The sequence below is a fragment of the Ruegeria sp. BC2 genome (genome assembly GCF_056539245.1).
In genome coordinates this window covers 361,161-385,914 of record NZ_JBQFUQ010000001.1, presented here as the reverse complement: position 1 = coordinate 385,914, position 24,754 = coordinate 361,161, and the positions used below count along the sequence as shown (strand labels likewise).

Genomic DNA, 24,754 nt, shown 5'->3' with positions numbered 1-24,754 from the left:
ATCAGCCCTGCAATGCGAGGGCCAACCTGTTCTGCCGTTCGATCGCGCGCGGCAGGTCGAATGTGGCAATGTTGCCGTCCCGGACGACCTGTCGCCCCTCGACAAACAGGTGTTTGACGTGCACCGGACCTGCCAGCAGCAAGGCGGCCGGGTCCCAACTGCCCGCGCATTCCACACCCCTTGTGTCCCAAACAGCGATATCCGCGCGTTTGCCCGGCATCAGGCGGCCGCAGTCCGGCCGGTTCAGCACGTCCGCCCCACCCCGCGTCGCGATTTCCAGAGCTTCGCGCGCCGACATGGCATCGGCACCGTTCGCCACACGTTGCAGTAGCATCGCCTGCCGCGCCTCGGCCATCAGGTTGCCGCTGTCGTTGCTTGCGGAACCGTCAACGCCCAAGCCAACCCTTACCCCGTTGTCACGCATCGCGCGCACCGGCGCGATCCCCGAGCCCAGACGGCAATTCGAACAGGGACAGTGCGCCACCCCGGTGCGTGACCGCGAGAACAGGTCGATCTCTGCCCCGTCCAGCTTCACGCAATGGGCGTGCCAGACATCGGGGCCGGTCCAGCCAAGTTCCTCGGCATACTGGCCGGGTCGACAGCCGAACTGGGATTCGGAATACAGGATATCCTCGTCGTTTTCCGCCAGATGGGTGTGCAGCATGACCCCCTTGTCCCGTGCCAGCAGTGCGGCGTCGCGCATCAGATCCCGACTGACCGAGAAGGGCGAACAGGGCGCAAGTCCAACCCTGCACATTGAGCCTTCGGACGGGTCATGGAACGCATCGACCACACGGATCATGTCATTCAGGATGTCGGCCTCGGCCTCGACCAACGTATCGGGCGGCAGACCGCCGTCGCTTTCGCCGATGCTCATCGCGCCGCGGGTCGGGTGGAACCGCAGCCCCACCTCCGCAGCGGCCGCGATCGTGTCATCCAAGCGTGACCCATTCGGATACAGGTACAGATGGTCGGAACTGAGTGTACAGCCCGACAAGGCCAACTCGGCCAGACCGATCTGAGCCGAAGTGAACATCTCGTCGGGACCGAACCGCGCCCAAATCGGATAGAGCGTCTGCAGCCAGCCAAACAGCAGCGCATCCTGGCCCGCGGGAACAGCTCGGGTCAGTGTCTGGTAGAGATGGTGGTGGGTATTGACCAACCCCGGCGTCACGACACAGCCGCCAAGGTCATGCACCTCTCCGTCGGTGGTCAAACCTTGGCCGATGCAGGCAATTTGCCCGTCACGGATCAGCAAATCGGCGCCGGCCAGTTCTTGCCGGTTGTCGTCCATGGTCAGGATCGCATCGGCGTTTCTAAGAAGGATTTCGGGCATCTCGCACTCCTGCATCTGCCCGCCTCATGCCAGAAATGCGTGTGCCGGTGGAAAACGGGCGCAAGAACCGGCACTCTGACCCTAGTCAATCGCGGCCGCAGCGGCAACCGTCGTCAGAAGCCGCGCAGAATCTCGAGGGCCGCGGCGTGGATCTCAGGGTTCGCAGCCGCCAGTGCCCGCCCCCCCTGATGGGCCGGCCCACCCTGCCAGTCGGTCACTACGCCGCCGGCGGCCTCGATCACCGCTATCGGTGCCTGAATGTCATACGCGTTCAGTCCAGCCTCGATCACCAGGTCGACCTGCCCGGCCGCCAGCAGCGCGTATGCGTAGCAGTCCATGCCGTAGCGCGTCAGTTGCACCTGTCCAGCCACGGCGCGAAAGGCGTCTCCTTCGGCGGTCGTGCCAACTTCGGGGAATGTCGTGAACAGGATTGCGTCCCGCAAGGCATCCGTCCGACGGGTCGCCAAGCTGGTTCTGCCCAGAGGACCGGTCATGAACGCACCGTCTGCATGACCCACAAACCGTTCGCCGATATAGGGTTGGTCAATCACCCCCATGATCGGCCCGCTATCGTCGCCTAGCGCGATCAGAACGCCCCATGTCGGTGTGCCGCTGACGAAACCGCGGGTGCCGTCGATCGGGTCCAACACCCAGGTTCGCCCCGATTTGCCTTCGACCGCACCGTACTCCTCGCCCAAGATGCCGTCGTCGGGGCGGAGCTCGGCCAGAACGGATCGCATGGCCTGCTCGGCTTCGCGATCGGCCACGGTCACAGGGTCATACCCGCCTTGCAGCTTGTTTGAGGTTTCAAGATTCGACTGGCGAAAATACGGCAAAATGGCCGCACGCGCCGCGTCGGCCATTTTCTCGGCAACTTCAAGGTCACTTGCAGAGGCTTTGGTCATGCGCCACTGGTGCGCTCAGCCCTGTGCGAAGTCAAGTCCCGGTCTCAGGCCACGTCGCTGAGAACGCGCGCAAGCTCAAACAGGCGCCGGCGCTGGTTTTCCGGGATCGCGTAGTAGGACCGAACCAGATCCAACGCTTCCTTGTCGCCCATCAGATCAGCAGGAACCGATTTTTTGCCCGAGTCTTCCTTCTGGGCGTCCTCCAGACCTTCAAAGAAAAAGCTGACCGGAACGTCCAGAGCTTCGGCAATGTCCCAAAGGCGTGATGCGCTGATGCGGTTGGCCCCGGTTTCGTATTTCTGGATCTGCTGGAACTTGATACCGACCTGCTGTGCCAGCTGCTGCTGCGTCATGCCAATCAACCAGCGGCGATGCCGTACGCGCTTGCCCACATGGACATCGACGTGATGGGTCATTGGTATTCTCCTCTGTTACACACAACCGCCCGGGAAAACGCTAACTGAACCATGACCGCACACTAGCGAGACGCTTGTAAAGAACTCTCTAATACGGAACGTGCCCCCCGAAACAGCACTGACAAGCAATATTGCCGCTTTTTGGAAAATTTTCAAGATGGTTGAATCTGCGCGCCCGAAGGAAGGTTTACGGTTGTGCACGATTTGGCCTGTGCGACAAAGACGCCCCGGCCATTCCCTTCCGGAATGATTGACAAGTCAGAGGCGGCCCCGATCAATGGCGCCAACATGGAGATTTGAGATGCTGGCCTACCAGATCCAGTCTGCCGGAGAGCAGGCCAAATTGCACGAGTTACCCGTTCCCGCACCCGCCGAAGGCCAGATCCGCGTGGCCATTCGCGCCTGCGGGCTGAACTTTGCCGATCTTCTGATGCAGAAGGGCACGTACCAGGATACGCCAGCGGCCCCTTTCACATTGGGGCTTGAGGTTGCGGGGGTCGTAGACGCGATCGGCGCAGGGGTCAGCCATCTGAAACCCGGAGACCGGGTCGCGGTATACTCAGGCCAGGGTGGATTGGCGCAATACGGGGTTTTTGACGCCGACCGCGCCGTGCTCATCCCCCAGTCGTGCAGCTTTGAATACGCGGCAGCCATCCAGATCGCCTACGGCACCAGCCATATGGCGCTGGACCATCGGGCGCGACTGCAGCCGGGCGAGACGCTCTTAGTGACCGGTGCCGCCGGCGGGGTCGGGCTTACGGCGGTCGAGATTGGCAAGCTTATGGGCGCGACGGTGATCGCACAGGCCCGGGGCGCCGATAAACTGGCGGTCGCCCGCGCGGCCGGGGCCGATCACCTGATCGACGCGGACGAAGATCTGCGCGAGCGCGTGCTGACCTTGGGTGGCGCGGACGTTGTCTATGACGCCATCGGTGGCGACGTGTTCAAGGCTGCCTTCCGGGCGACCAATCCCGAAGGCCGCCTGCTGCCGATAGGTTTTGCCGGCGGCGAAGTCCCGCAGATACCGGCCAATCATTTGCTGGTGAAGAACCTGACCGTGATCGGGTTCTACATCGGTGGCTATCTGAGGTTCCGGCCCGAGGTCGTTCGCAACAGCTTTGAGACCCTTTTCGCCTGGCATGCCGAGGGACGCATCCGGCCTCATATCAGCCACACCCTGCCGTTGTCCGAAGTGGCGCAGGGCATGGCTCTGCTCAAGGAACGAAAGTCGACCGGGAAAGTCGTCATCACGATCTGACCGGATCAGCCCACCACGGCGCGCAGCGGTGTACCGCCAAGCATGTGGAAGTTCTGCCGCACCAGCGCGGCGAGGGCCTCAACCACTTCGCCGCGCCCCTGATCGCCTCCGTAAAGGTTGATCATATGCGCCGGCAATTCGGGCAGAACCCCACCTGAATCGATCTTCTCCAGATGTGCGGCCTCGGTGCCCTCCAGCATGGCGTGAACGGCGAGGTCCGCGCTGACGGTTGCCTCGATCGTGCGGTCGTTCTCGGTTTCGACCGACAGCTCCCATGGAATGCCTGCTGCATCCAAGGCGGCAATGACCTGAGGCCGGAAGAGGCAGCGCCGACCCAGCGCCAGAGGAAGCGGCCGGCGCCGCCAAGCCGAGCCTCCGGACGCGCCGATCCAGCGCAGGGGTAGCTCTGCAATGGTTTCCCCGCCATCCGAGTTCGCAGCCTCAGTCGTCAGAATCACATCGCATTCGCCACGCCGAAACATCTCTTTCAACTGGATGGAATAAGACGAAACCAACTGCACGCGCACGCGCGGGAAGTCGGCATTGAACCGCTGCAAAACCCGTGGAATAGCCGGGTAGACGATATCGTGCGGCACCCCGAGCACCACCTCGCCTTCAAAGGCCTGATCGGTCAGCTTCGAGATGACTTCGTCATTCAACGCCACCATTCGCCGGGCATATGCCAACAGCTGTTCGCCAGAGGCCGTCAACGCGATGGTGCGCCCAGACCGGTCCAGCAATTCCAGGCCCAACAGCTCTTCCAGACGCTTCAGTTGCATGGACACAGCCGACTGAGTCAGATGCAGGAAACCCGCGGCGCGCGTTACGCCCCCGTGGTCCGCGACCGCCACGAATGAGCGCAGGGTGGTGATGTCCAGGTTCCGCATCATCAGCAATCCTTATGGATGAATTCAAAAACATTCATTTTTAAAATATGCCACAACCCGCCATATAGTTCAAGGAAGTTGATGCGAAAACAGCTTTACATCACCGACCGATGAAAGGACACAAGTCATGACCCAAATTGCAGCACACCGACCCTGTGCCTCGGCATCGATCAGAACGGGCAATTGGTTTCAGCGTATGCTTGCGGCAGCTCATCAACGGCGGGAGCTGGCCCGACTGGATGACCGCGCCCTGCAAGACATCGGGATCACCCGATCAGAGGCCCTGACAGAAGCATCCCGCCCGTTCTGGGACGCGCCTGAAACCTGGCGCAAGCGGCCCTGAATGCGCAGCCTGCAACGGATTTCAGCGCCACCTTCCAAAGTGGCGCTGAAATTGTTGACCATATTGCTGAGTTTTGGCCCCAAAACCCTTGAAACATGCGCTACACTCTCCGATATTTGCAGGGAAATCGCCCCGCAACCGGGGGCTGAAAGCTGAATCCAAGGGAGACCTCTATGGCACAATTCGATACGATCCGGACGGCGACTGGCGCGCGCGCTGCCGAGATTGACGAGGGCCTGCGCGCCCACATGAACAAGGTCTACGGCACGATGTCCGTGGGCATGCTGATCACCTTTGCGGTTGCATGGGCCGTCGGCACCAGCCCGCAGCTGCTGTCGGTATTCCGCGATCCGGTGACCCTCAGCCCGAACATTCTGGGCTGGATCGTCATGTTCGCCCCGCTGATCATGGTGTTTGCCTTCGGCGCAGCCATCAACCGCCTCAGCGCAGCTGGCGCCCAACTGTTCTTCTACGCCTTTGCGGCGGTGATGGGCCTGTCGCTCAGCTGGATCTTCGTGGCCTTTACCGGCATTTCGATCGCCCAGGTCTTTCTGGTGACCTCGATCGCCTTCGCCGGTCTGTCGCTGTACGGTTACGTCACCAAGAAGGACCTGTCCGGTATGGGCACCTTCCTGATGATGGGTGTGATCGGCCTGATTGTGGCCATGGTCATCAACCTGTTCCTGCAATCGCCAGCCATCATGTTCGCCGTGTCGATCCTGGGCGTTCTGATTTTTGCGGGCCTCACCGCCTATGACACTCAGAAGATCAAGACCACCTACATCCAGATGGCCCATGCGGGCGATCAGGAGTGGCTGGGCAAGGCCGCCATCATGGGTGCGCTTAACCTGTACCTGGACTTCATCAACATGTTCATGTTCCTGCTGCAGCTGCTCGGCAATCGCGAGTAAGACTGCCGGAACACCAAATCAAAGGGCGGGCCCGAAAGGCCCGCCCTTTTTTGTTCCGGCGTCAGCAAAGCCAGCCCAAAGAAAAAGGCCCCAGCCAAATGGCAAGGGCCTTACATCATTAGTCGCAACGGATTCGATCAGCTGCAGTTCAGCGGAACCGCGAAACCCGAGCTGCGCGACGAGCCGCCTTTGCGGTATACGTCGCCCGCAGGCAGACATCCGGTAAAGCGCTCGGTCTGGCTGCCGAACGCGGCCCCAACCGAGTTGTCCACCTTGGTGCTGTTGTTTTCGGTGCGCAACACGCCGAACAGGGTTCCGTTCACGCTCACCGTGCTCAGGAACATGGTGCTGCTGCTGCCGGTCAACTGTACGGCCGTGGTGTCGGACCGTCCGCCGTTGTCGATGGCAACGCCCGCGACCTTGTCGAATTCTGTCTTGTCAGTGCTGGCCTGAATGGTCGGCAATTCAGCCAACTCAGCTGGGACGTTCGTCGCAGGCGGAACAAAGGCAACGGCGCCTTTGACGTCCGAAACGGTTCTTGGTTCGCCATCAATGCCGGTGAACCCGACGCCTTGGCGGTTGAACGGGTCCTCACAGGCCGAAAGTGTCAGAATGGCGATTGCGGGCAACAAGATTTTTTTCATGGCGCTCAACATTTTGTGGCGGTTTGCTGAACCGTACTGGCAGGCGGGGCAAAAAAGCAAGCCAACACCAATCAGAATACCTGTCGGCCTGATGCGCCTCTGCAACGGCCCGAAACGGCCGGATCGGGCGGCGTCAGGGCTACACGACACGGTCAAAACAACGAAAAAGGGTCCTGCCGAAGCAGAACCCCCTAAGCTTTCGCGTCGAAAAAAGGCAGATTACTTGATCTTGCCTTCCTTGTACTCGACATGCTTCCGAACGACCGGGTCGTACTTACGAACGGTCATTTTCTCGGTCATGGTGCGAGCGTTCTTTTTGGTCACGTAGAAGTGGCCCGTGCCCGCGGTCGAGTTCAGACGGATCTTGATTGTCGTCGGCTTCGCCATGGTTATCTCCTGCGTCCGGAAAGGCAGGGGCCTTTCGGTTGAATTCCTATGAGCGTGCGCTTTTACCCGGTCGCGCGCCCGAGTCAACCGGAATCGGTGGTGTTTCAACACAAATCACAGGATCCGACGCGCTGTGTATCAGGGCGCGGTTTGGACAGATCACGGTTTCGTGATATGTTCGCATAACAGCATCCCAGAACGCCGCGGTCCAAGTTTGTGCGGCGTGAGGCAGCGAAACCGGGCAAGACCCTCTGTCAGCAGAGTTTTCTTGTACGTCTGCTTGGGGGAAATCATGACAGAATGGAAACTTCAGGGCGAGACGCTGGCCAATTGCAACTGTGATTTCGGTTGCCCCTGCCAGTTCAGCAGTCTGCCCAGTCACGGGAATTGCGAGGCCGTGGTCGTCTTTGACATCACAAGCGGCCACTACGGGGACACGGATCTTTCCGGCCTGCGGGCTGCGGGTGTCTACCACTGGCCAGGCCCGATTCACGAGGGCAACGGGCAGATGCAACTGATCATCGACGAACGGGCGGACGCCGATCAGCGGGCCGCCCTGCAGGCCATCATGTCCGGTGAGGATACCGATGAAATGGCCACCATGTGGTATGTCTACAGCGCCATGGCGCCGACCAAGCATGAGACACTGTTTGCTGAAATCGACGTTAACTGGAGCCGCGAAGACCGGACCGGCTACGCGAAGGTCAACAACGTGTTCGATGTGGACGTCAAGCCGATCGCACATATCGTCTCGGGCCAACCGCATCGCGCGTCGATCCAGTTGCCGCATGGATTCGAATACCGCCACGCCGAGGTCGCCTCGGGAACGGCCAGGACAAGCGGTTCAGCCATAAACCTGACTTTCGAGTCCTCACATGCCCATCTGGCGCATTTAAATATCTCAGGTCATGGCGTTGTCGGGCCATAGCGCGGACGCGTCGGAACAGGCCCGCCCTGCCCGAACGATCAGCCTCGAGCGAGTACTGCGAAAAGAACGTCTGATCGTCGCTGGAAGTGTCCTTCTGATCGTTTCGGGTGCGGTCTGGTACACGGTCGCCGGTGTCGGGATGCAGATGTCGGCCGTCGAGATGACTCGGATGGCCGGTCCAATTGGCCAGCCCATGTTGATGGGGGCCGGTGCCGTCTGGACGCTTTGGTACGCCGCATTGGTCTTTGCCATGTGGTGGGTGATGATGGTCGCAATGATGACGCCCAGCGCGGCCCCGACAGCGCTGTTGTTTGTGGCGTTGAAACGGGTTGGGCCCGACAGGCAGCGCAGCGCCAGCTTCGGACTGGCCTTTCTGTCGGGGTATCTTTTTGCCTGGGCCGTGTTCAGCCTTGGGGCAACCGGACTGCAATGGGGCCTGCAACAGATCGGAGCGATGGATGGTCCGATGATGACCATCCGGTCCGGAATCTTGGCGGGCATCGTTCTCTGTGCTGCCGGGATGTATCAGTTCAGCGGGTTGAAATCCGCGTGCCTCCGCCATTGTCAGAGCCCGGCTGCCTTTCTGACCCGCCACAACCGGCCCGGGCATTGGGGTGCGTTTCGATGCGGCGCCCTGCACGGAGCCTACTGCTTGGGCTGCTGCTGGGCCTTGATGGCACTGCTGTTCGTCGGCGGCATCATGAACCTTTGGTGGATCGTCACAATCGCCGTCTACGTCGCGCTGGAAAAGCTGTTGCCCCGGGCGGGATGGCTGACGCCGGTCGTCGGTGTCGTTTTGATCGGATTGGGAGCCTGGGTGTCGATCACCGCATTGGTTTGATGCGGCAAGCCTGTCTTCCGGGCCAAGGAGCCGGCCAATTGGAGCGCTCTGCACATTTCGTTCACGAGGAGATCGTCATGCCTGTCTTCATCACTTATGCCTCTTATTCCAACGCCGGTGTCAAAGGGATGCTGAAGAAACCGGAAAACCGCACCGGGCCGGTGGCGGCGCTGCTGGAGAAGGTTGGCGGCAAACTGCTGGCGTTCTACGTGACGACCGGAAGCAATGACGTGGTGGTCATCAGCGAAGCTCCGGACGGAACGGATGCCGTGGCAGTCGGTATGGCCGTTGCGGCTTCGGGGGCGGTTTCGCGGGTCGAGACGGTTCGGGCCTGGTCGGCCGACGAATTTGTTGCCATCACCGAGAAAGCCGCGAAACTGGTCGCGGCCTACACGCCGCCCGGAGGATGAAGAAAATACGCGCGGAGGGCCTGTAAGCCGGATCCTGTTCCGGGGTTGCCCCCTTCGATGACCATTCCTCTAGGCCGAGCATTGCTGCGCGGCTCGAGCTGCCAACCCGGTCCCTCTCGGCCAAGGCGAGCCTAGCGGCGGTATCGGCTGACGCCGACCGGCCCGCGCGGGGACCCTATTCGGCATTGCTCCCGGTGGGGCTTGCCGTGCCGCCGCTGTTGCCAGCGGCGCGGTGGGCTCTTACTCCACCGTTTCACCCTTGCCATGAGTTGCCAGAGGCGAACCTCCGATCCGTCATAGCGGTCTGTTTTCTGTGGCGCTTTCCGTCGGGTTTCCCCGCCCGGGCGTTACCCGGCACCGTTGCCTTGTGGAGTCCGGACTTTCCTCTCGGGCCTGAGCCCCAGCGGCCATCCGGCCCTCCGCGCGGTTGTCGGGTTAAACGTCCACCCGAATACCGTCAAGGTGTTCCATCAAAGCAGCCAGTCGTTCGATGTCGCCCATATCCTTCTTGGACAGGGGCCCGCGCCGCCACGGGGCAAACCGGCTTCGGAACGCTTTCAGCAGATCAGCTATAGGGGCTTTGGGATACCCGGCCCTCATCGCAACCAACGCAAAGTATTCGTCGTCTGGCGGCATTTCTTCAAGGCATATACCCTTCAGAACGGCCGGCCCGGCCGCCAGTTTCTGGTGCGCGAGGCGATCCCAATCAAGCTTGGGACCGGGATCAAACTTTCGCTCGGGGGCCATGTCCGAATGGGCGATAACGTTCCATGGCTGGATCCCCAACCGCTCTTGCAGATGTGAAAGCAGGTTTTCCAGCACCGCCACCTGCGGTTCGGAGAAAGGATGATCGCCGCGATTGTCGAGTTCGATCCCGATGGAGCGGGAATTGATGTCGCTGAACCCCCGCCACGCACCTGCACCGGCGTGCCAGGCGCGATCTTCCTCACGGACCATCTGCCAGAGCGTTCCGTCGCAGCCGATCAGATAGTGGGCCGATACCTCGGTGGCCGGGTCGCACAAACGCTCGAGCGCGGCTTGAGCGCTGTTCATCGCGGTGTAGTGAAGCACCACCAGCGACGGCTTCAACCCATCCCGGCGGGAGCCGAAATTGGGGGATGGGTGCCAGATCGGCGAGAGTTCAGTTGCCGACGGCACTGCGGAACGGGCTGGGGTCCCAGCCGCAGGCAAATCCGTCGCCATCCGGGTCCAGGCCCTTGCGGTCGCGCTGGGGGCCTCCATTGGCCAGGAAATCGATCTGAGCCTGGTCGGGCGATGCGTAGCCTGCGCAGTTGCGTTGTGCCTTGGCCTGCAAATTGAACCCAGCTCGGCTGTAGAGCTGTGTTCCAACTGGATTGGTCGTAGTCAGAGCATATTGGACGATATTGGGCTGTCCGTCCGACCCGCGCTGAGGAACCGCCGTCGGCGCGACAACCTCGTATGTCTGACGGTTCTGCTGAATCAGCGCGGCATCATCCTGGATGCTGCGGCTGCTTGAAACCGCTGCGAAATCCTGCTCGTTCGAAATGCCGTTTGAGCTTACGGCCACCGGTGCAGTCGGCTGCGCCGATGTGCTCGCCAATGCCGCCGCGGTCTGGTTGGCAATGTCCGTGGCGCTGTCGCCCGTCGTGAAGGGGGCAGGACCGGCTTCGGCATTCAACTGCTCCTGCGAAATGGCCGGGGGAGGCAGCAGCGGGTTGCCTGCTGCGCCCTGCCCGGCCAGCTGCGCCTCGCGTTCGGCCTGATACTGCGGCGTATTGAAGCCGGAGTCCGTGACTGGTGCCACGGTATCGCAAGCCGCGACGAACCCGAAGGCCGGAATGAGAAGCATTTTGCGCATGGAACTGCTCCGTCCTCGCGTTGTTACCGCTGCCTGAGGGTTACCACCATTTGCCCGGCTTGGCCACAAACCCGGCGGCATTCTCGAGAGCGTAGGCGGTATTCAGAAGGTCACCTTCTTCCCACGGACGACCGATCAGCTGCAGCCCCAGCGGCAAGCCCTGCCCGTCAAGACCGGCGGGAACCGAGATACCCGGAAGACCCGCGAGGTTGACGGTCACGGTGAACACGTCGTTCAGATACATCTGCACCGGGTCAGCCTCGGTCATTTCGCCCAGACCGAACGCCGCCGAAGGTGTCGCCGGTGTCAGGATCGCATCGACGCCTGCGGCAAAGACATCCTCGAAGTCTTTCTTGATCAGGGTCCGCACCTTGCGCGCGCGGTTGTAATAGGCGTCATAGAAACCGGCCGACAGAACGTATGTGCCGACCATGACGCGGCGCTGCACCTCGTGGCCAAAACCTTCGGCGCGGGTCTTTTCATACATCTCGGTGATGCCGTCGCCCTGCGCCAGCTGCGCACGGCGGCCATAGCGCACGCCGTCATAGCGCGCCAGGTTCGACGACGCCTCGGCCGGCGCGATCACGTAATAGGCGGGCAGCGCGTATTTGGTGTGCGGCAGCGAGATGTCGACGATCTCGGCCCCCGCATCACGCAGCATTTCGGCCCCATCGGCCCAGAGCTTTTCGATCTCGGCGGGCATGCCATCCATCCGGTATTCCTTTGGAATGCCGATTTTCTTGCCCTTGATGTCTCCGGTCAGCATGGCCTCAAAATTCGGAACAGCCAATTCTGCGCTGGTCGAGTCCTTCGGGTCGTGCCCGCACATCGCCTCAAGCATGATGGCCGCATCGCGCACGTTCTTGGTCATCGGCCCGGCCTGATCCAGCGAGGACGCAAAGGCCACGATGCCCCAGCGCGAGCAACGGCCGTAGGTCGGCTTGATGCCGGTGATTCCGGTAAAGGCGGCGGGCTGCCGGATCGAGCCACCGGTGTCGGTTCCGGTCGCTGCCAGGCACAGATCGGCTGCGACGGCAGACGCCGAACCACCCGAGGAACCGCCCGGGGTCAGCTGCGCGTCATCGTTGCCGCGCCGCCAAGGGTTCACCGCATTGCCATAGACCGAGGTTTCGTTGGACGAACCCATGGCGAACTCGTCCATGTTCAGCTTGCCCAGCATCACCGCGCCCGCATCGGCCAGTTGCTGCGAGACGGTGGATTCGTATTCGGGCTTGAACCCGTCCAGAATCTTGGACGCAGCCTGCGAGGGAACGCCTTTGGTGCAGAACAGATCCTTGATGCCGATCGGAAGGCCACACATGGCAGGCGCGTCGCCCGCCTTGATCCGCTCGTCTGCGGCCTTCGCACGCTCCAGCGCGATTTCCGGGGTCTTGTGCACGAAAGCGTTCAGGACATCGGCTGCGTCGATCGCCTTCAGGCAGGCCTCGGTCAGCTCGACCGAGGTCACATCTCTGTTGCGCAGGGCGTCGCGGGCCTCGGCAAGGCTCAGTTTGTTCAGATCGGACATGTCTTACTCCACCACCTTGGGAACCGCGAAAAAGCCCTCGCGCGCGTCGGGGGCGTTGGACAGGATCTTGTCCTGCATGTTCCCGTCGGTCACCACGTCCTCGCGCCGCTTCAGCCGCATCGGCGTCACCGAGACCATCGGCTCGACCCCTTCGACGTCAACTTCGTTCAGCTGTTCGATGAACCCCAGGATCGTATTGAATTCCGAGGCCAGCGCGGGCAACGCGTCATCCTCGACCTTGATCCGGGCCAGTTTGGCCACCTTGGCGGCGGTGCTTTGGTCAATCGACATGGGAAACCTCATATGCGTCACAGGGGCATTTACCCGTCTGATGCAGCAGTCGCAAGACCACTGAGCCACAGCGATTTGTCCAAAGCCCACGCGGTTGCCGCCAAGCCAAACAATTTTGAATACCCGCTATGCAAAAAAGTAAACGGATTAGTTCACTTTGACGATTGAAGCCGACGCAAAAAGTTACTTTATGTACTGAACGAAACAGTTCAGTCCGGAGAATAATCATGAAACGCATGTTGATTGCTGTGTCCGTTGTTCTGACAACCGCTGCCGCGCCGGCCCTCGCGCTGGGGGTTCCCATGGGCGACCTGACACCGACGCTGATCTTCCCCGATCAGCACCCCTCGGACCAGGTGAGCCAGGAGAAATCTTCGCTCCGCAACTAACCCTACCGCTTCCCTGTTGGATCGGGCCGGTTCTCCCCCCTTTTTCCGCCCCGATCCTGCACCTGCCCTCGTGGCGCCGCCGGCCCTGAATGGGTCGGCGCTTTTTTGTTGAAGCACGGTGCTCTATCGTTCATTCACTCAAGAGTTTCAGGTCAGCATGACCGATTGTCCCTAGGTGCCGTTGCCAAAGCAGGAGATGCCATGACAGAGCGCAAGCAGAAGGTTCTGGATGCAATTGATACGGCCAATTCGGCCGATCCCACCCAGGAAGACGGCCGCCCCGCCGCGCTGCTTTATGGCGAACGGATGAGCGCCGAGTTGGACCGGCTGTTCCCCGACGCCTCCGAGCCGTTGCAGATCGCCGCCCGCGGCCAGCATGTCGAGCGCTGGAAGCTGGCCCGCTCGGCCTATCCTGAAGGGCGCGCGGGCTATCTGGCCTGGCGCAAAGCCCAGGCCGAGCATCACGCGCAGGTCGTGGCCGAGCTGATGTCCGAGGCCGGGTACGATCAGGCCGAGATCGACGCCGCCCGTCGCATGTTGCGCAAACAGGGCATCAAGCGCGACGACGACGTTCAGGCGCTGGAGGACGTGATCTGCTTTGTCTTTCTGAAATGGTATTTTGCGCCCTTCGCCACGAAACACTCGGACGAAAAGATCCAGCGCATCGTCGAAAAGACCGCCCGCAAGATGTCGGTCGAGGCGCGCCGACGCGTGCTGGACGAGTTCGACCTACCCGAAGACCTGGCCAGCGCCTTCAAGGATTGACGGGTCATGACTGATGACATGCAGCTGTTGATCGACCTGCACCTGCCCAACGACCGGCAAGGCCCCGGCAGCGACGCGGCAACGCAACTGGCGCTGACGCTGGCGGGCGTACACGCCGATCCCGGACTGAAGATCGCCGATATTGGCTGCGGAACCGGCGCTGCGGCCTTCTGCCTTGCGCGCCATCTGGGCGCATCGGTGACGGCAGTGGATTTCCTGTCGGAGTTTCTGGCCGAGTTAAACAGGCGTGCACAGGACTTGGGTCTGGCGGCCCGCATTCACACCCTTGAGGCGTCGATGGAGGACCTGCCCTTCGACGATGCCAGCCTTGACGTGATCTGGTCGGAAGGCGCGATCTACAACATGGGGTTCGAGAACGGTCTGAACGCCTGGCGTCGGTTCCTGAAACCCGGCGGGGTCCTGGCTGTGTCCGAGCTGACCTGGCTGACCGATCGACGCCCCGAACCGCTGACACGGCACTGGGATGCCGCCTATCCCGAAGTTGCGACCGCCGGACAGAAGATCCGCCAGATCGAGACCGCCGGTTATGAACCCGTCGGCTATTTCCCGCTGGGCACCGACTGCTGGATGGAGAACTACTACCTCCCCCTGAAACGCAGCTTCCCTGCCTTCCTCGACCGGCATGGCCATTCCGAGCAGGCCGCAGCCATTGTCGATGCCGAACAGGCCGAGATCGCTTTGTATGAAACCTATTCCGACTATGTCAGCTATGGGTTTTATCTGGCGCGGCGTCTGCCGGACTGACCGCATCCGTCATGGCCCGGCGATAAACCTCGATCATCCAGCCCAGCATGGTGGCGTTCAGGATGTGCCACATGAAATGCATTCCCATCGGGATGCGGGCGCAAAGCGGGGCATCAAGCGCGCGAAAAGTGATCGACGCAATCAGGATCACAGCCCCGAGCGCCAGATCCTGTGCCACTTGCGGCCTGCGCACGCGCAAAAGGTACGCATAGATCAGGATCAATAAAGGCACTGGAGCATACGCGGCCGACCCACCCAGCCCGGGAAGCAGTTGAAACACCGGAATGGTCAGCGCCGCATAGGGGATGAACAAGGCCGTCAGCCCCGCCGCCTTCGGCGTGGATAGCTGCCAAATGTCCCGGTTCACCGCGAAGATATAGACCAGGATGAACAGCAAGATCGGCGTCGTATCCGCCAGCGCGGCCCAGACCTGCGCATGGGTATGAAACAGAAAGCTGCCAATACCGATCACCGCCAGAATGGCGACCAGCAGGTTGGCCAAGGGCAGACCCTGCCCCCGCACCCGCCGCCACGTCACCCATGCCGCCAGCAGAAAGGCCGCGTTGGTCACGGCGTTTACGGGTTCGGCCCAATAGGCCGGCGACAGGCGCTCGCAATAGCCGTCGATTTCTCGCATCCAGTCCATGGATTTTTACATAGCCGATGCTAGGCTGACCCTAAACCGGTTTCAGGAGGGTCTTTCATGAAAATCATCTGGTTGGGGCATGGCAGCTTCCGAATTCACGCGGCAGGACAGGTCCTGCTGATCGACCCCTGGCTGAGCGGGAACCCGATGCTGCCCGAGGATCAGCACGAGGCCGCCGTGCAAGGTGCCACGCATATCCTGCTGACCCACGCACATTTCGACCACGTCGCCGACGTCCTGCCGCTGGCCAAACGCCTGAACATTCCCGTCGTGGGCCAATACGACGTCATGGCGCATTGGGCCGAGGCCGAAGGGATCGAGACCATCGGCTTCAACAAGGGCGGCCGGGTCGATCTGAACGGGGTCAAGGTCGACATGGTGCCGGCCTCGCACAGCTCGACCTTCGCCACACCCGATGGCCCGCGCGCCGGCGGGTCCGAGGTGGGGTTCATCCTGTCAGCCGATGGTCACACGGTCTATGTCTCGGGCGACACCACGATCATGGCAGACATGGAGTGGATCGGTGACTATTACAAACCCGATATCGGCATCCTGTCGGCGGGCGGCTATTTCACGATGGACATGAAAGCCGCCGCCTATGCCGCCCGGCGGTATTTCGACTTCAAAACGGTGATTCCCTGCCACTACCGGACTTTCCCGATCCTGGAACAATCCGCCAAGGACCTCGCGGATGGGCTGCCGGGCGTGACCGTCATCGAGCCCGAGGTCCTGCAGGAGATCGAGCTTTGACACCCGCGCTGGCCTTCTCGGCGGAAGAGTACGCGGCGCGGCTGGCCAAGACCCGGTCCGCGATGGCCCAGCGGGGCGTCGAGACCCTGCTGGTTGCGGACCCGTCGAACATGGCCTGGCTGACGGGCTATGACGGCTGGAGCTTCTACGTCCCGCAGATGGTGATCGTCCCACGCGACGGCGCGCCCCTGTGGTGGGGCCGGACGCAGGACAAGCCCGGCGCGGCGCAGACCACCTGGCTGGACCCGGACAACCTGTTCGACTGGCCCGAAGAACATGTGCAGCACCCCGACCATCACCCGGTCGAGTCGCTGGCATCGCTGCTGCGCGACCACGGCTGGACGACCCATCTGGGTGTCGAGATGGACAATTATTACTACTCGGCCGCCAGCCACCGGATCCTTGAGACCGCGTTCGGCCGGGATGCGCTGGTCGACGCGACCGGGTTGGTGAACTGGCAGCGTGCGGTCAAAAGCGAGGCCGAGATCGCCTTGATGCGCAAGGCCGGGCAGTTGACCGCGCATATGCACGCGGTGCTGCGCGACGGGTTCCGCGCCGGGCTTCCCAAGAACGTGCTCGTGGCCGAGGTTCAGGCGGCGGGCATCGCGGGGCTTCCGGGGCTTGCGGGCGACTATCCCGCGATCGCGCCCATCGCGCCCTCGGGGGCCGAGGCCTCGGCCTCGCACATCACCTGGAACGACCGTCCGCTGACACCGGGCGAGGCGACCTATTTCGAGATCTCGGGCTGCCACCGCCGCTATCACTGTCCGGCCAGCCGCAGCCTGTTTCTGGGTGACCCGCCTGCCGATATCCGGCGCGCGGAAACCGCGATTCTCATCGCGATCGAGGACACGCTGGCCGCCGCCCGCCCCGGCGCCACCTGCGAAGAGGTCGCCGCCTGCGTCTATGACAGCTTTGCCCGGGCCGGCTATGTCAAAGGCAATCGCACGGGCTATCCGGTGGGCCTGAGCTATCCGCCCGATTGGGGCGAGCGCACCATGAGCCTGCGTCCCGGCGACAGCACCGTTCTGCAGGACAACATGACCTTTCACCTGATGCCGGGTCTGTGGACCCCCGATTGGGGGTTGGCCATCACCGAAACCTTCGTGGTCACGCCGACGGGCGGGCAACCCTTGGCCGACATCCCCTGCGAACTGGTCGTGAAACCGGCCTGAGCGCCTCAGACCTTGGATCCGTCACTGCGCTGCGCGGCAAAGAAATCGCGCAGCAACCGGGCGCAGTCCTCGGCAGCGATGCCGTCATAGACCTCCGGCCTGTGATGCGCCTGAGGGTGCGAGAACACCCGCGCCCCATGCGCCACCCCGCCCGATTTCGGATCGGCGGCCCCGTAGTAGATCCGCCGGATCCGCGCCGCCGCCAGCGCCGCGGCGCACATGGCGCAAGGCTCCAGCGTGACATACAGGTCATGCCCCGTCAGCCGCTCGGACCCGACAGCCCTGCAGGCGGCGCGCAGGGCCAGGATCTCGGCATGCGCGGTCGGGTCATGCAACTCGCGCGTACGGTTGCCGTCCGCCGCGATGATCCGCCCATCGGGCGACATGATCACCGCGCCCACCGGAACCTCGCCCCGATCACCCGCCGCGCGCGCCTGTTCCAGCGCCTTGTCCATATGCGTTCTGAAGACCATGCCCCTGACTGCCCCAGAAACCCACCTTTCGCAAGCCGCGCCGATGCGCTATGCGCAAGGCATGAGCAACACCCCTCCTCCCGGCGACCGGATCGCCAAAGTGCTGGCCCGCGCCGGCATCGCCTCGCGCCGCGAGGCCGAACGCATGATCGAAGCGGGCCGCGTGACCGTGAACGGCAAGACCATCGACAGCCCGGCGCTGAACGTCACGCCCAGCGACAGGATCACCGTCGACGGCAAGCCCGTGGCCGAGCCCGAACCCGCGCGTCTTTGGCTGTATCACAAGCCAACCGGCCTTGTGACCACGAACCGCGACGAAAAGGGCCGCCCTACGATCTTCGACAATCTGCCCGAGGGCATGCCCCGCGTCATGAGCGTCGGCCGGCTGGACCTGAATTCCGAGGGCCTGCTGCTGCTGACCAATGACGGGGGTATCAAGCGCAAGCTCGAGCTGCCCTCGACCGGCTGGCTGCGCAAGTACCGGGTTCGGATCAACGGCCGCCCCAAGGACGAGGATTTTGCCCCCCTGCGTCAAGGTCTTGTGATCGAGGGCGAAAAGTTTCAGCCCATGACCGTGACGCTGGACCGCCAGCAAGGCGCGAATGCATGGCTGACGATCGGACTGCGCGAGGGCAAGAACCGGGAAATCCGCCGCGCGATCGAAGACATCGGCTTTAGCGTGAACCGGCTGTTGCGCGTGTCCTACGGACCGTTCCAGCTGGGCAACCTCAAACCCGGCGAGGTCGAGGAAATCCGCCGCCGCGTTCTGCGCGACCAGTTGGGTCTGGAACCCGAAACCCCACCGGCTGCTGCAAAACGCCCAAGCCGCCCCCAAAGATCCCGTAGGCCGGTCGGCAAGAAATCACGCAATTGACGCGGGTTATCGAACCTTCCCCCTAGCGCCAAGCCCCTTGATCCCCTAGGTTTTCAAGGGGACAACCGCAGTTGGAGGACGTCATGTCCGGGACCGGAGTGCAAAAAATGGCCTACGCGGCCCTGCTGGTGCTGTTGTTCGGCGTCTGCACCGGTTGGCTTGGGGGGCTCTGACGCCATGGCCAAGCGATACGGCGGAAAATTCAGCCCCGACGGCCAATCCGACACCGACGCGCCCGCCCCGCGCGGGCAATACGATGGTGCCCGGGTGAACCCGGTCGGCGCACGCGCCAATGTGATGTTCGTTCCGGCGATCCCGCTGGTCTTTCTGTCGCTCAACGACGGCGCGATCGGGATGACCCTTGGATTGGTCGCGGCCGGCATTCTGACCGCTGCGGCCTTTCTGCTGCGCGAAGGGCTGAAGGCCGAGGATGCCTACAACGCACGTCGCACCGCGCGCCGCCCCGCCTTTCCCCGCAAGATATTTTCGTCGGTGTTGACCGGGCTGGGGGTGGGTCTGGCCGCTTATCGCAACGACTATCTGGATGCCGAGACCGCCAGCCAGGTCAGCCTGCTGGCGCCGGTCTTGTTCGGCGGCGTGGCAACGGCCCTGCATTCCGTCGCCTTCGGGCTCGACCCGATGAAAAACAAAGGCATGGAAGGTGTGGACACCTATCAACAGGACCGGGTCGCCCGCGTGGTCGAAGATGCCGAAGCCCATCTGAACCAAATGACGGATGCCATCAAACGGGCCGGGGACCGCAGGATCGAAGCCCGGGTCGAGCGGTTTCAGACCACCGCTCGCGATCTGTTCCGCACGGTCGAGGAGGACCCGCGCGATCTGGCCGGTGCCCGCAAATACCTGACCGTCTATCTGCAGGGCGCCCGCGATGCGACGATCAAGTTTGCCGATGTCTATGCGCGCACCCGCGACACGCAGGCTCTGTCCGATTACTCGGCGCTGCTGGACGACCTCGAGCAGAATTTCTCGGCTCGCACCCGAAAGATGCTATTGGATGACCGCAGTGATCTGACGGTCGAAATCGACGTGCTGCGTGAACGACTGCAGCGCGAAGGCGTCCGGCTCGACTGACCGGCCAAACCAAGAACAGGGAAGCTTCTCATGTCTGACGAAATCAAGAAAAAGGCGGCCGAGGCCGAAACGCTGGTTCAGGAAGTTGCAGCTGTTTCATTGCCCGAGCCGAGTTCCGAGATCGTGCCGTTGGAAGAGGCCGACGAACCGGTGGGCGCCGAAATCCGCAAGCGCATGTCCGAAATCGACATGGGCGACACCAACTCGATCGTTGCTTTTGGATCGGCTGCGCAGGCCGAGCTGCAGGAAATCAGCCAGGCCATGCTGGCTGACGTGCGCAACAAGGATGTCGGCCCCGCCGGTGACAGCCTGCGCGACATCGTCACCACGATCCGCGGCTTTTCGGTTTCCGAACTGGACGTGCGCCGCGAACGCAGCTGGTGGGAGAAACTGCTGGGCCGCGCCGCGCCTTTCGCCAAGTTCACCGCGCGCTACGAAGAGGTGCAGGATCAGATCGACCGGATCACCGACAACCTTCTGTCGCATGAACACACGCTTCTGAAGGACATCAAGTCTCTGGATCTGCTGTATGAAAAGACGCTGGATTTCTATGATGAACTGGCGCTGTACATCGCGGCCGGCGAAGAGAAGCTAACCGAACTGGACAGCCATGACATCCCCGAGAAAGAGGCCGAGGTGCAGGCCGCCCCGGAAGATCAGCAGGTGATGAAGGCGCAGGAACTGCGCGACCTGCGGGCCGCCCGCGACGATCTGGAACGGCGTGTGCATGACCTGAAGCTGACGCGACAAGTGACGATGCAATCGCTGCCCTCGATCCGGCTGGTTCAGGAAAACGACAAGTCGCTGGTGACCAAGATCAACTCGACGCTGGTGAACACCGTGCCGCTGTGGGAAACCCAGCTGGCGCAGGCGGTCACCATCCAGCGCAGCGCCGAGGCCGCCGCCGCCGTGCGCGACGCCAACGATCTGACGAACGAGCTGCTGACCTCGAACGCCGCGAACCTGCGCCAGTCGAACAAGATGATCCGCGAGGAAATGGAGCGTGGCGTGTTCGACATCGAAGCGGTCAAGAAGGCCAACGAGGATCTGATCGGCACGATCAATGAAAGCCTCGCCATCGCCGACGAGGGCAAGGCCCGCCGCGCCGCCGCAGAAGAAGAGCTGAAGAAGATGGAAGCCGAACTGCGGGACACCTTGGCTTCGGCCAAGGCCAGGAAAGACGGGCTGGGCGACACGGCCGGAACCGCCGTTCCGGGCTGAGGAGAGATCGCAGGTGCGGCTTCGGAGATTTCTAGGGCACGGGTTGGGGGCAGCTGCATTGCTGATCTTGGCCAATTGCGATGACGCGCTCGAGTCCTCGATTGCCCCGCAGGCGCGCCCGTCCCAGCCGCAATCGGCCAATGCTTATGTCGAACCTTCGGCCGCAAGCCGGGATCTGGCGCGATATTATCAGCGCGTCGAGCGCGACCTGTTGACCCGTGGTCTGATGCGTACAGACGGTGGCGGGCCGGACACCCCGTTTGATGCGGATGATTTGGCGCGGAATTTCGAAGCCATCGCGTTCTACAGCGAGTATCCCGGCGCCGCCGTATCTGGCAGCAGCCAACGTACCAGCGGAAGGCTAAGCCGCTGGTCTGGCCCAGTCCGAATACAGGCAGAGTTCGGGCCGTCAGTATCGCCAGACCAACGTGCGGCCGACAAGGCACAGATCCGGGCCTATACCGAACGCATGTCGTCCTTGACTGGCCACCCGATCTCGACCGTAACCAGAAACGCGAACTTCCATGTCTTCGTCGCCGGCGATGACGATACGGAATTCGTGCAAACGCGACTGCGCCAGTTGTTTCCCAGTATCGGACAGGCTCAGTTGAACCTGTTTCAGGATTTACCGCGCTCGTTCTATTGCTTTGTCTTCGCCTCGGCGTCGAACGGGGCACCGAACACCTATACTGGTGCGGTTGCGTTGGTGCGGGCCGAGCACCCCGACTTGATGCGGCTGAGCTGCATCCACGAGGAAATCGCCCAGGGGCTGGGCCTGCCCAATGACAGCCCCCGGGCACGGCCGTCGATCTTCAACGATGATGACGAATTCGCCCTGCTGACCAGCCATGACGAAAAGCTGCTGACGATGTTGTATGATCCGCGCCTGAAACCCGGCATGACCGCGCAAGAGGCCGCGCCGGTGGTACGGATCATCGCCCGTGAATTGATGGGGCAGTCGCTCTGACCCCGATGACAGGAGAACCCAGATGGGAATTTTCGATTTTCTGACCGGAGAATTCATTGATGTCATTCATTGGGTGGACGACACCCGCGACACGATGGTCTGGCGGTTCGAGCGCGAAGGCCACGAGATCAAGTATGGCGCCAAGCTGACCGTGCGCGAGGGCCAGGCGGCCGTATTCGTGCACGAAGGCCAGCTGGCCGACGTGTTCACGCCCGGCCTCTACATGCTTGAGACTAACAACATGCCGATCATGACGACGCTGCAGCACTGGGATCACGGGTTCCAGTCGCCGTTCAAGTCCGAGATCTACTTCGTCAACACGACCCGGTTCAACGACCTGAAATGGGGCACCAAGAACCCGATCATGCTGCGCGACCCGGAATTCGGCCCGACCCGGATCCGCGCCTATGGCACCTACACGATCCGGGTCAAGGACCCGGCCCGTTTCCTGGTCGAGATCGTCGGCACCGATGGCGAATTCACCATGGACGAGATCAGCTTTCAGATCCGCAACATCATCGTGCAGGAATTCAGCCGGGTCATCGCAGGCTCGGGCATTCCGGTTCTGGACATGGCCGCCAACACCGCCGATCTGGGCAAGCTGATCGCAGCCGAGGTCTCGCCCGTGCTGGACGGCTACGGCCTCGAGATGCCGGAATTCTACATCGAGAACATCTCGCTGCCGCCGGCGGTCGAGGCGGCGCTGGACAAGCGTACCTCGATGGGGCTGGCGGGGGATCTGGGCAAATTCACCCAGTATTCAGCGGCCGAGGCGATGACGGCGGCCGCCAGCAACCCAAGCGGTGGCGGTGGCATGGGTGCCGGCCTTGGTATGGGCATGGGGATGGCGATGGCGAACCAGATGTCGAACATGGCAGCGGGTCAGCCGTCTGGCCCGTGGGGCGCGCCCGCGCCCGCTGCCTCGCAACCATCAGCGCATGCGGCCCCGCCGCCCCCGCCGCCGGTCGAGCATGTGTGGCATATCGCGGTGGATGGTCAGACCAGCGGCCCGTTCTCGAAGGCCAAGATGGGCCGCATGGCCAGCGAGGGAGAAATTACGCGGGACACTTTCGTGTGGACGCCCGGTCAGGACGGCTGGAAGAAAGCGGGCGAGGTGCAGGAACTCGCGCAGCTGTTCACGATCCTGCCGCCTCCGCCGCCCGGGGCGTGAGGCATCGGCATGCCCGCATCGCGGAAACGCTCGAATACAGGCGGGCGCAAAGCGCCGCAGCCGCCGCAATTCATCTGCCCGTGCTGCGGTTATGTCACCTTGGCCAAGCGCGGGGCCTACTTGATCTGCGCGATCTGCTTTTGGGAGGACGAGGACATTCTGTACGACAAGAACCCCCGCGAGCCCTCTGCCGCCAATCACGGCCTGACGCTGGCCGAGGCGCGCGAGAATTTCAGGGCGATCGGGGCCTGCGAAGCGGCGATGCTGCCGCATGTCCTGCCTGAGGAGCAGCGCGCAGCCTATCTTCACTTTCCCCTCGACACGTGACCACCCATGACACAGCCCCCTGCTCCGCCACCCGGTTCTGCGGAACATCGTTTTCCATGTGACAATTGCGGCGCGGACTATCGGTTCGACCCGCAATCCGGCACGCTGACCTGTGACCATTGCGGCCATTCCGAACCGATCGGGGCTGGCCCCTGGGGCGGCGCCAGCCTGCGCGAACTGGACTTCGACGCCGCCATCGCCGACCGCTTGCCCGACAGCGAGATCGAAGAGACGCGGGTTCTGACCTGCCCCAACTGCGCGGCGCAGGTCGAGTTCGACCCCAACACCCACGCCGCGGAATGCCCGTTCTGCGCCACCCCGGTGGTGACCGATACCGGCGTGAACCGGCACATCAAACCGCGCGGCGTTCTGCCCTTTGCGCTGGACGAACGCGCCGCGCACAAGGCCATGAGCGACTGGCTGGGGCGGCTGTGGTTCGCGCCGAACGGGCTAAAGGACTATGCCCGCAAAGGCCGCAGGATGCAGGGCATCTATGTGCCCTACTGGACGTTCGACGCCGATACGAAATCGGCCTATCGCGGCGAACGGGGCGTGGTCTATTACGAAACCCGGACGGTGATGCGTGACGGCAAGCGCGTGCAGCAGCAGGTGCCCAAGGTGCGCTGGACACTGAAATCCGGTCGGGTGGCCCGGTTCTTCGATGACGTTCTGGTGCTGGCCTCGCAATCTCTGCCCAAGTCATACACCGACGCGCTGCAACCCTGGGACCTGCCCGCGCTCGAGCCCTATCAGCCCGAGTACCTGGCCGGGTTCCGGGCCGAGGCCTATACGGTCGATCTGCAGCAAGGCTATCAGGAGGCCCGCGGCCACATGGCCCGCGTGATCGAGCGTGACGTCCGCTTCGACATCGGCGGCGACCGGCAGCGCATCCACGCGATCGAAACCGACATCCGAAACGTGACCTTCAAGCACATCCTGCTGCCGGTATGGATGGCCGCCTACAAGTATCGCGGCCAGACCTATCGCTTTGTCGTCAACGGTCGCACCGGTCAGGTGCAGGGCGAACGGCCCTGGTCGGCGATCAAGATCACGATTGCGGTGGTCCTGGGCCTGCTGGCGGCAGCCGGTATCGGGTATCTGGTGGCGACCGGACAGCAATGACCGCCGGGCTCCGCCGCCGAAAACTCTGCTGTGGAACCCCTTGAACATCCCCGGCTTCTCACCCATCCTGCCGCCGGCTGCCCCGGAGGAGA

The 24,754-nt window shown here is 62.6% G+C and carries 30 protein-coding genes and 1 other RNA gene; 18 read left to right on the top strand and 13 right to left on the bottom strand.

The annotated features are described in order from the left end of the window. Nucleotide 1: 1 nt before the first annotated feature. The 3 genes from ACR0CU_RS01900 to ACR0CU_RS01890 all read right to left on the bottom strand — a co-directional run bounded on the left by ACR0CU_RS01900 (nt 2) and on the right by ACR0CU_RS01890 (nt 2,657). The gene (locus tag ACR0CU_RS01900) at nt 2-1,336 is read right to left on the bottom strand and encodes an 8-oxoguanine deaminase (RefSeq protein ID WP_170444796.1); all 1,335 of its coding nucleotides are present in this window, start codon (nt 1,334-1,336) and stop codon (nt 2-4) included. Nucleotides 1,337-1,449: 113 nt separating this feature from the next. Continuing rightward, complete coding sequence (gene hisN, locus ACR0CU_RS01895; RefSeq protein WP_170365617.1) at nt 1,450-2,241, bottom strand: histidinol-phosphatase; 792 nt, start codon at nt 2,239-2,241, stop codon at nt 1,450-1,452. A gap of 44 nt (nt 2,242-2,285) precedes the next feature. Continuing rightward, nucleotides 2,286-2,657 carry a helix-turn-helix domain-containing protein gene (locus tag ACR0CU_RS01890; protein WP_093964756.1) on the bottom strand — a complete coding sequence of 124 codons (372 nt, stop codon included), beginning with the start codon at nt 2,655-2,657 and terminating at the stop codon, nt 2,286-2,288. A gap of 301 nt (nt 2,658-2,958) precedes the next feature. Here ACR0CU_RS01890 and ACR0CU_RS01885 point away from each other — a divergent pair, with 301 nt between their 5' ends. Beyond that, the gene (locus ACR0CU_RS01885; protein ID WP_170444793.1) at nt 2,959-3,915 is read left to right on the top strand and encodes an NADPH:quinone oxidoreductase family protein; all 957 of its coding nucleotides are present in this window, start codon (nt 2,959-2,961) and stop codon (nt 3,913-3,915) included. A gap of 5 nt (nt 3,916-3,920) precedes the next feature. Here ACR0CU_RS01885 and ACR0CU_RS01880 read toward each other — a convergent pair whose 3' ends face one another. Beyond that, nucleotides 3,921-4,802, bottom strand: a complete 882-nt coding sequence (locus ACR0CU_RS01880; RefSeq protein ID WP_093965049.1) for a LysR family transcriptional regulator — start codon at nt 4,800-4,802, stop codon at nt 3,921-3,923. Nucleotides 4,803-4,929: 127 nt separating this feature from the next. On the opposite strand from ACR0CU_RS01880, the gene ACR0CU_RS01875 reads away from it, so the two are divergent. Continuing rightward, nucleotides 4,930-5,145, top strand: coding sequence for a DUF1127 domain-containing protein (locus tag ACR0CU_RS01875; RefSeq protein WP_170340757.1), 216 nt, complete (start codon nt 4,930-4,932; stop codon nt 5,143-5,145). A gap of 173 nt (nt 5,146-5,318) precedes the next feature. Continuing rightward, nucleotides 5,319-6,056: a Bax inhibitor-1/YccA family protein gene (locus tag ACR0CU_RS01870; protein WP_170340154.1), complete on the top strand. Its 738-nt coding sequence runs from the start codon at nt 5,319-5,321 to the stop codon at nt 6,054-6,056. 137 nt (nt 6,057-6,193) lie between these two features. Here the strand turns inward: ACR0CU_RS01870 and ACR0CU_RS01865 are convergent, their stop codons facing one another. Together ACR0CU_RS01865 and rpmG are read right to left on the bottom strand one after the other, a co-directional pair. Next, nucleotides 6,194-6,700 carry a lipoprotein gene (locus ACR0CU_RS01865; RefSeq protein WP_170340151.1) on the bottom strand — a complete coding sequence of 169 codons (507 nt, stop codon included), beginning with the start codon at nt 6,698-6,700 and terminating at the stop codon, nt 6,194-6,196. A 219-nt stretch (nt 6,701-6,919) separates the two neighbouring features. Further along, on the bottom strand, nt 6,920-7,087 hold the full coding sequence (gene rpmG, locus ACR0CU_RS01860; protein ID WP_007799108.1) for a 50S ribosomal protein L33: 168 nt from the start codon (nt 7,085-7,087) through the stop codon (nt 6,920-6,922). 292 nt (nt 7,088-7,379) lie between these two features. Here rpmG and ACR0CU_RS01855 point away from each other — a divergent pair, with 292 nt between their 5' ends. From ACR0CU_RS01855 to ACR0CU_RS01845, 3 genes are all read left to right on the top strand, one after another. Further along, nucleotides 7,380-8,015 carry a DUF1326 domain-containing protein gene (locus tag ACR0CU_RS01855; protein ID WP_480642341.1) on the top strand — a complete coding sequence of 212 codons (636 nt, stop codon included), beginning with the start codon at nt 7,380-7,382 and terminating at the stop codon, nt 8,013-8,015. Then, a complete protein-coding gene (locus ACR0CU_RS01850; protein ID WP_480642339.1) occupies nt 7,996-8,856 on the top strand; it encodes a DUF2182 domain-containing protein in 861 nt (286 codons plus the stop codon). The genes ACR0CU_RS01855 and ACR0CU_RS01850 overlap by 20 nt, the downstream gene beginning before the upstream one ends. 77 nt (nt 8,857-8,933) lie before the next feature. Beyond that, a complete protein-coding gene (locus ACR0CU_RS01845; RefSeq protein ID WP_170340147.1) occupies nt 8,934-9,266 on the top strand; it encodes a GYD domain-containing protein in 333 nt (110 codons plus the stop codon). Nucleotides 9,267-9,273: 7 nt separating this feature from the next. On the opposite strand, the gene rnpB is transcribed toward ACR0CU_RS01845, so the two are convergent. The 5 genes from rnpB to gatC all read right to left on the bottom strand — a co-directional run bounded on the left by rnpB (nt 9,274) and on the right by gatC (nt 12,925). Continuing rightward, nucleotides 9,274-9,689, bottom strand: an RNA gene (rnpB, locus tag ACR0CU_RS01840) — RNase P RNA component class A. 12 nt (nt 9,690-9,701) lie between these two features. Then, a complete protein-coding gene (locus tag ACR0CU_RS01835) occupies nt 9,702-10,469 on the bottom strand; it encodes an N-acetylmuramoyl-L-alanine amidase (protein WP_480642337.1) in 768 nt (255 codons plus the stop codon). After that, on the bottom strand, nt 10,408-11,106 hold the full coding sequence (locus ACR0CU_RS01830; RefSeq protein ID WP_093964748.1) for a hypothetical protein: 699 nt from the start codon (nt 11,104-11,106) through the stop codon (nt 10,408-10,410). Before ACR0CU_RS01830 ends, ACR0CU_RS01835 begins: the two co-directional genes overlap by 62 nt. A 40-nt stretch (nt 11,107-11,146) precedes the next feature. Beyond that, nucleotides 11,147-12,634: an Asp-tRNA(Asn)/Glu-tRNA(Gln) amidotransferase subunit GatA gene (gatA, locus tag ACR0CU_RS01825; RefSeq protein ID WP_170368065.1), complete on the bottom strand. Its 1,488-nt coding sequence runs from the start codon at nt 12,632-12,634 to the stop codon at nt 11,147-11,149. A 3-nt stretch (nt 12,635-12,637) separates the two neighbouring features. Next, the gene (gatC, locus tag ACR0CU_RS01820) at nt 12,638-12,925 is read right to left on the bottom strand and encodes an Asp-tRNA(Asn)/Glu-tRNA(Gln) amidotransferase subunit GatC (protein WP_005981734.1); all 288 of its coding nucleotides are present in this window, start codon (nt 12,923-12,925) and stop codon (nt 12,638-12,640) included. A gap of 227 nt (nt 12,926-13,152) precedes the next feature. Here gatC and ACR0CU_RS01815 point away from each other — a divergent pair, with 227 nt between their 5' ends. From ACR0CU_RS01815 to ACR0CU_RS01805, 3 genes are all read left to right on the top strand, one after another. After that, entirely contained in the window at nt 13,153-13,314 is a 162-nt protein-coding gene (locus ACR0CU_RS01815; protein WP_170444781.1) for a hypothetical protein, read from the top strand. Between the two features lie 201 nt (nt 13,315-13,515). Next, nucleotides 13,516-14,079, top strand: coding sequence for a DUF4202 domain-containing protein (locus tag ACR0CU_RS01810; protein WP_170444778.1), 564 nt, complete (start codon nt 13,516-13,518; stop codon nt 14,077-14,079). Nucleotides 14,080-14,085: 6 nt separating this feature from the next. Next, complete coding sequence (locus ACR0CU_RS01805) at nt 14,086-14,844, top strand: class I SAM-dependent methyltransferase (RefSeq protein WP_480642335.1); 759 nt, start codon at nt 14,086-14,088, stop codon at nt 14,842-14,844. On the opposite strand, the gene ACR0CU_RS01800 is transcribed toward ACR0CU_RS01805, so the two are convergent. Beyond that, complete coding sequence (locus tag ACR0CU_RS01800; RefSeq protein WP_170444771.1) at nt 14,804-15,490, bottom strand: ceramidase domain-containing protein; 687 nt, start codon at nt 15,488-15,490, stop codon at nt 14,804-14,806. The two genes, ACR0CU_RS01805 and ACR0CU_RS01800, sit on opposite strands and share 41 nt — an antisense overlap. Nucleotides 15,491-15,547: 57 nt before the next feature. Between ACR0CU_RS01800 and ACR0CU_RS01795 the strand changes: the two genes are divergently transcribed. Both ACR0CU_RS01795 and ACR0CU_RS01790 read left to right on the top strand, forming a co-directional pair. Further along, nucleotides 15,548-16,240 (top strand): metal-dependent hydrolase, encoded by a 693-nt coding sequence (locus ACR0CU_RS01795; protein WP_005981720.1) that lies wholly within the window; start codon nt 15,548-15,550, stop codon nt 16,238-16,240. Next, nucleotides 16,237-17,415: a M24 family metallopeptidase gene (locus ACR0CU_RS01790; protein ID WP_170444768.1), complete on the top strand. Its 1,179-nt coding sequence runs from the start codon at nt 16,237-16,239 to the stop codon at nt 17,413-17,415. Before ACR0CU_RS01795 ends, ACR0CU_RS01790 begins: the two co-directional genes overlap by 4 nt. A 5-nt stretch (nt 17,416-17,420) precedes the next feature. Here ACR0CU_RS01790 and ACR0CU_RS01785 read toward each other — a convergent pair whose 3' ends face one another. Beyond that, nucleotides 17,421-17,888, bottom strand: a complete 468-nt coding sequence (locus ACR0CU_RS01785; RefSeq protein ID WP_170444765.1) for a nucleoside deaminase — start codon at nt 17,886-17,888, stop codon at nt 17,421-17,423. Between ACR0CU_RS01785 and ACR0CU_RS01780 the strand changes: the two genes are divergently transcribed. The 7 genes from ACR0CU_RS01780 to ACR0CU_RS01750 all read left to right on the top strand — a co-directional run bounded on the left by ACR0CU_RS01780 (nt 17,887) and on the right by ACR0CU_RS01750 (nt 24,662). Further along, nucleotides 17,887-18,762, top strand: coding sequence for a pseudouridine synthase (locus tag ACR0CU_RS01780; RefSeq protein WP_170444762.1), 876 nt, complete (start codon nt 17,887-17,889; stop codon nt 18,760-18,762). The genes ACR0CU_RS01785 and ACR0CU_RS01780 overlap by 2 nt on opposite strands. Before the next feature lie 177 nt (nt 18,763-18,939). Beyond that, the gene (locus tag ACR0CU_RS01775; RefSeq protein WP_170444758.1) at nt 18,940-19,854 is read left to right on the top strand and encodes a 5-bromo-4-chloroindolyl phosphate hydrolysis family protein; all 915 of its coding nucleotides are present in this window, start codon (nt 18,940-18,942) and stop codon (nt 19,852-19,854) included. A gap of 30 nt (nt 19,855-19,884) precedes the next feature. After that, entirely contained in the window at nt 19,885-21,075 is a 1,191-nt protein-coding gene (locus tag ACR0CU_RS01770; protein ID WP_170364697.1) for a toxic anion resistance protein, read from the top strand. A gap of 13 nt (nt 21,076-21,088) precedes the next feature. After that, nucleotides 21,089-22,042 carry a DUF2927 domain-containing protein gene (locus ACR0CU_RS01765; protein WP_170444755.1) on the top strand — a complete coding sequence of 318 codons (954 nt, stop codon included), beginning with the start codon at nt 21,089-21,091 and terminating at the stop codon, nt 22,040-22,042. 22 nt (nt 22,043-22,064) lie between these two features. Further along, nucleotides 22,065-23,213, top strand: coding sequence for an SPFH domain-containing protein (locus ACR0CU_RS01760; RefSeq protein WP_480642330.1), 1,149 nt, complete (start codon nt 22,065-22,067; stop codon nt 23,211-23,213). 9 nt (nt 23,214-23,222) lie between these two features. Then, nucleotides 23,223-23,540, top strand: a complete 318-nt coding sequence (locus ACR0CU_RS01755) for a CPCC family cysteine-rich protein (RefSeq protein WP_170444749.1) — start codon at nt 23,223-23,225, stop codon at nt 23,538-23,540. A gap of 6 nt (nt 23,541-23,546) precedes the next feature. Further along, a complete protein-coding gene (locus tag ACR0CU_RS01750) occupies nt 23,547-24,662 on the top strand; it encodes a TFIIB-type zinc ribbon-containing protein (RefSeq protein WP_170444746.1) in 1,116 nt (371 codons plus the stop codon). Nucleotides 24,663-24,754: the final 92 nt, after the last annotated feature.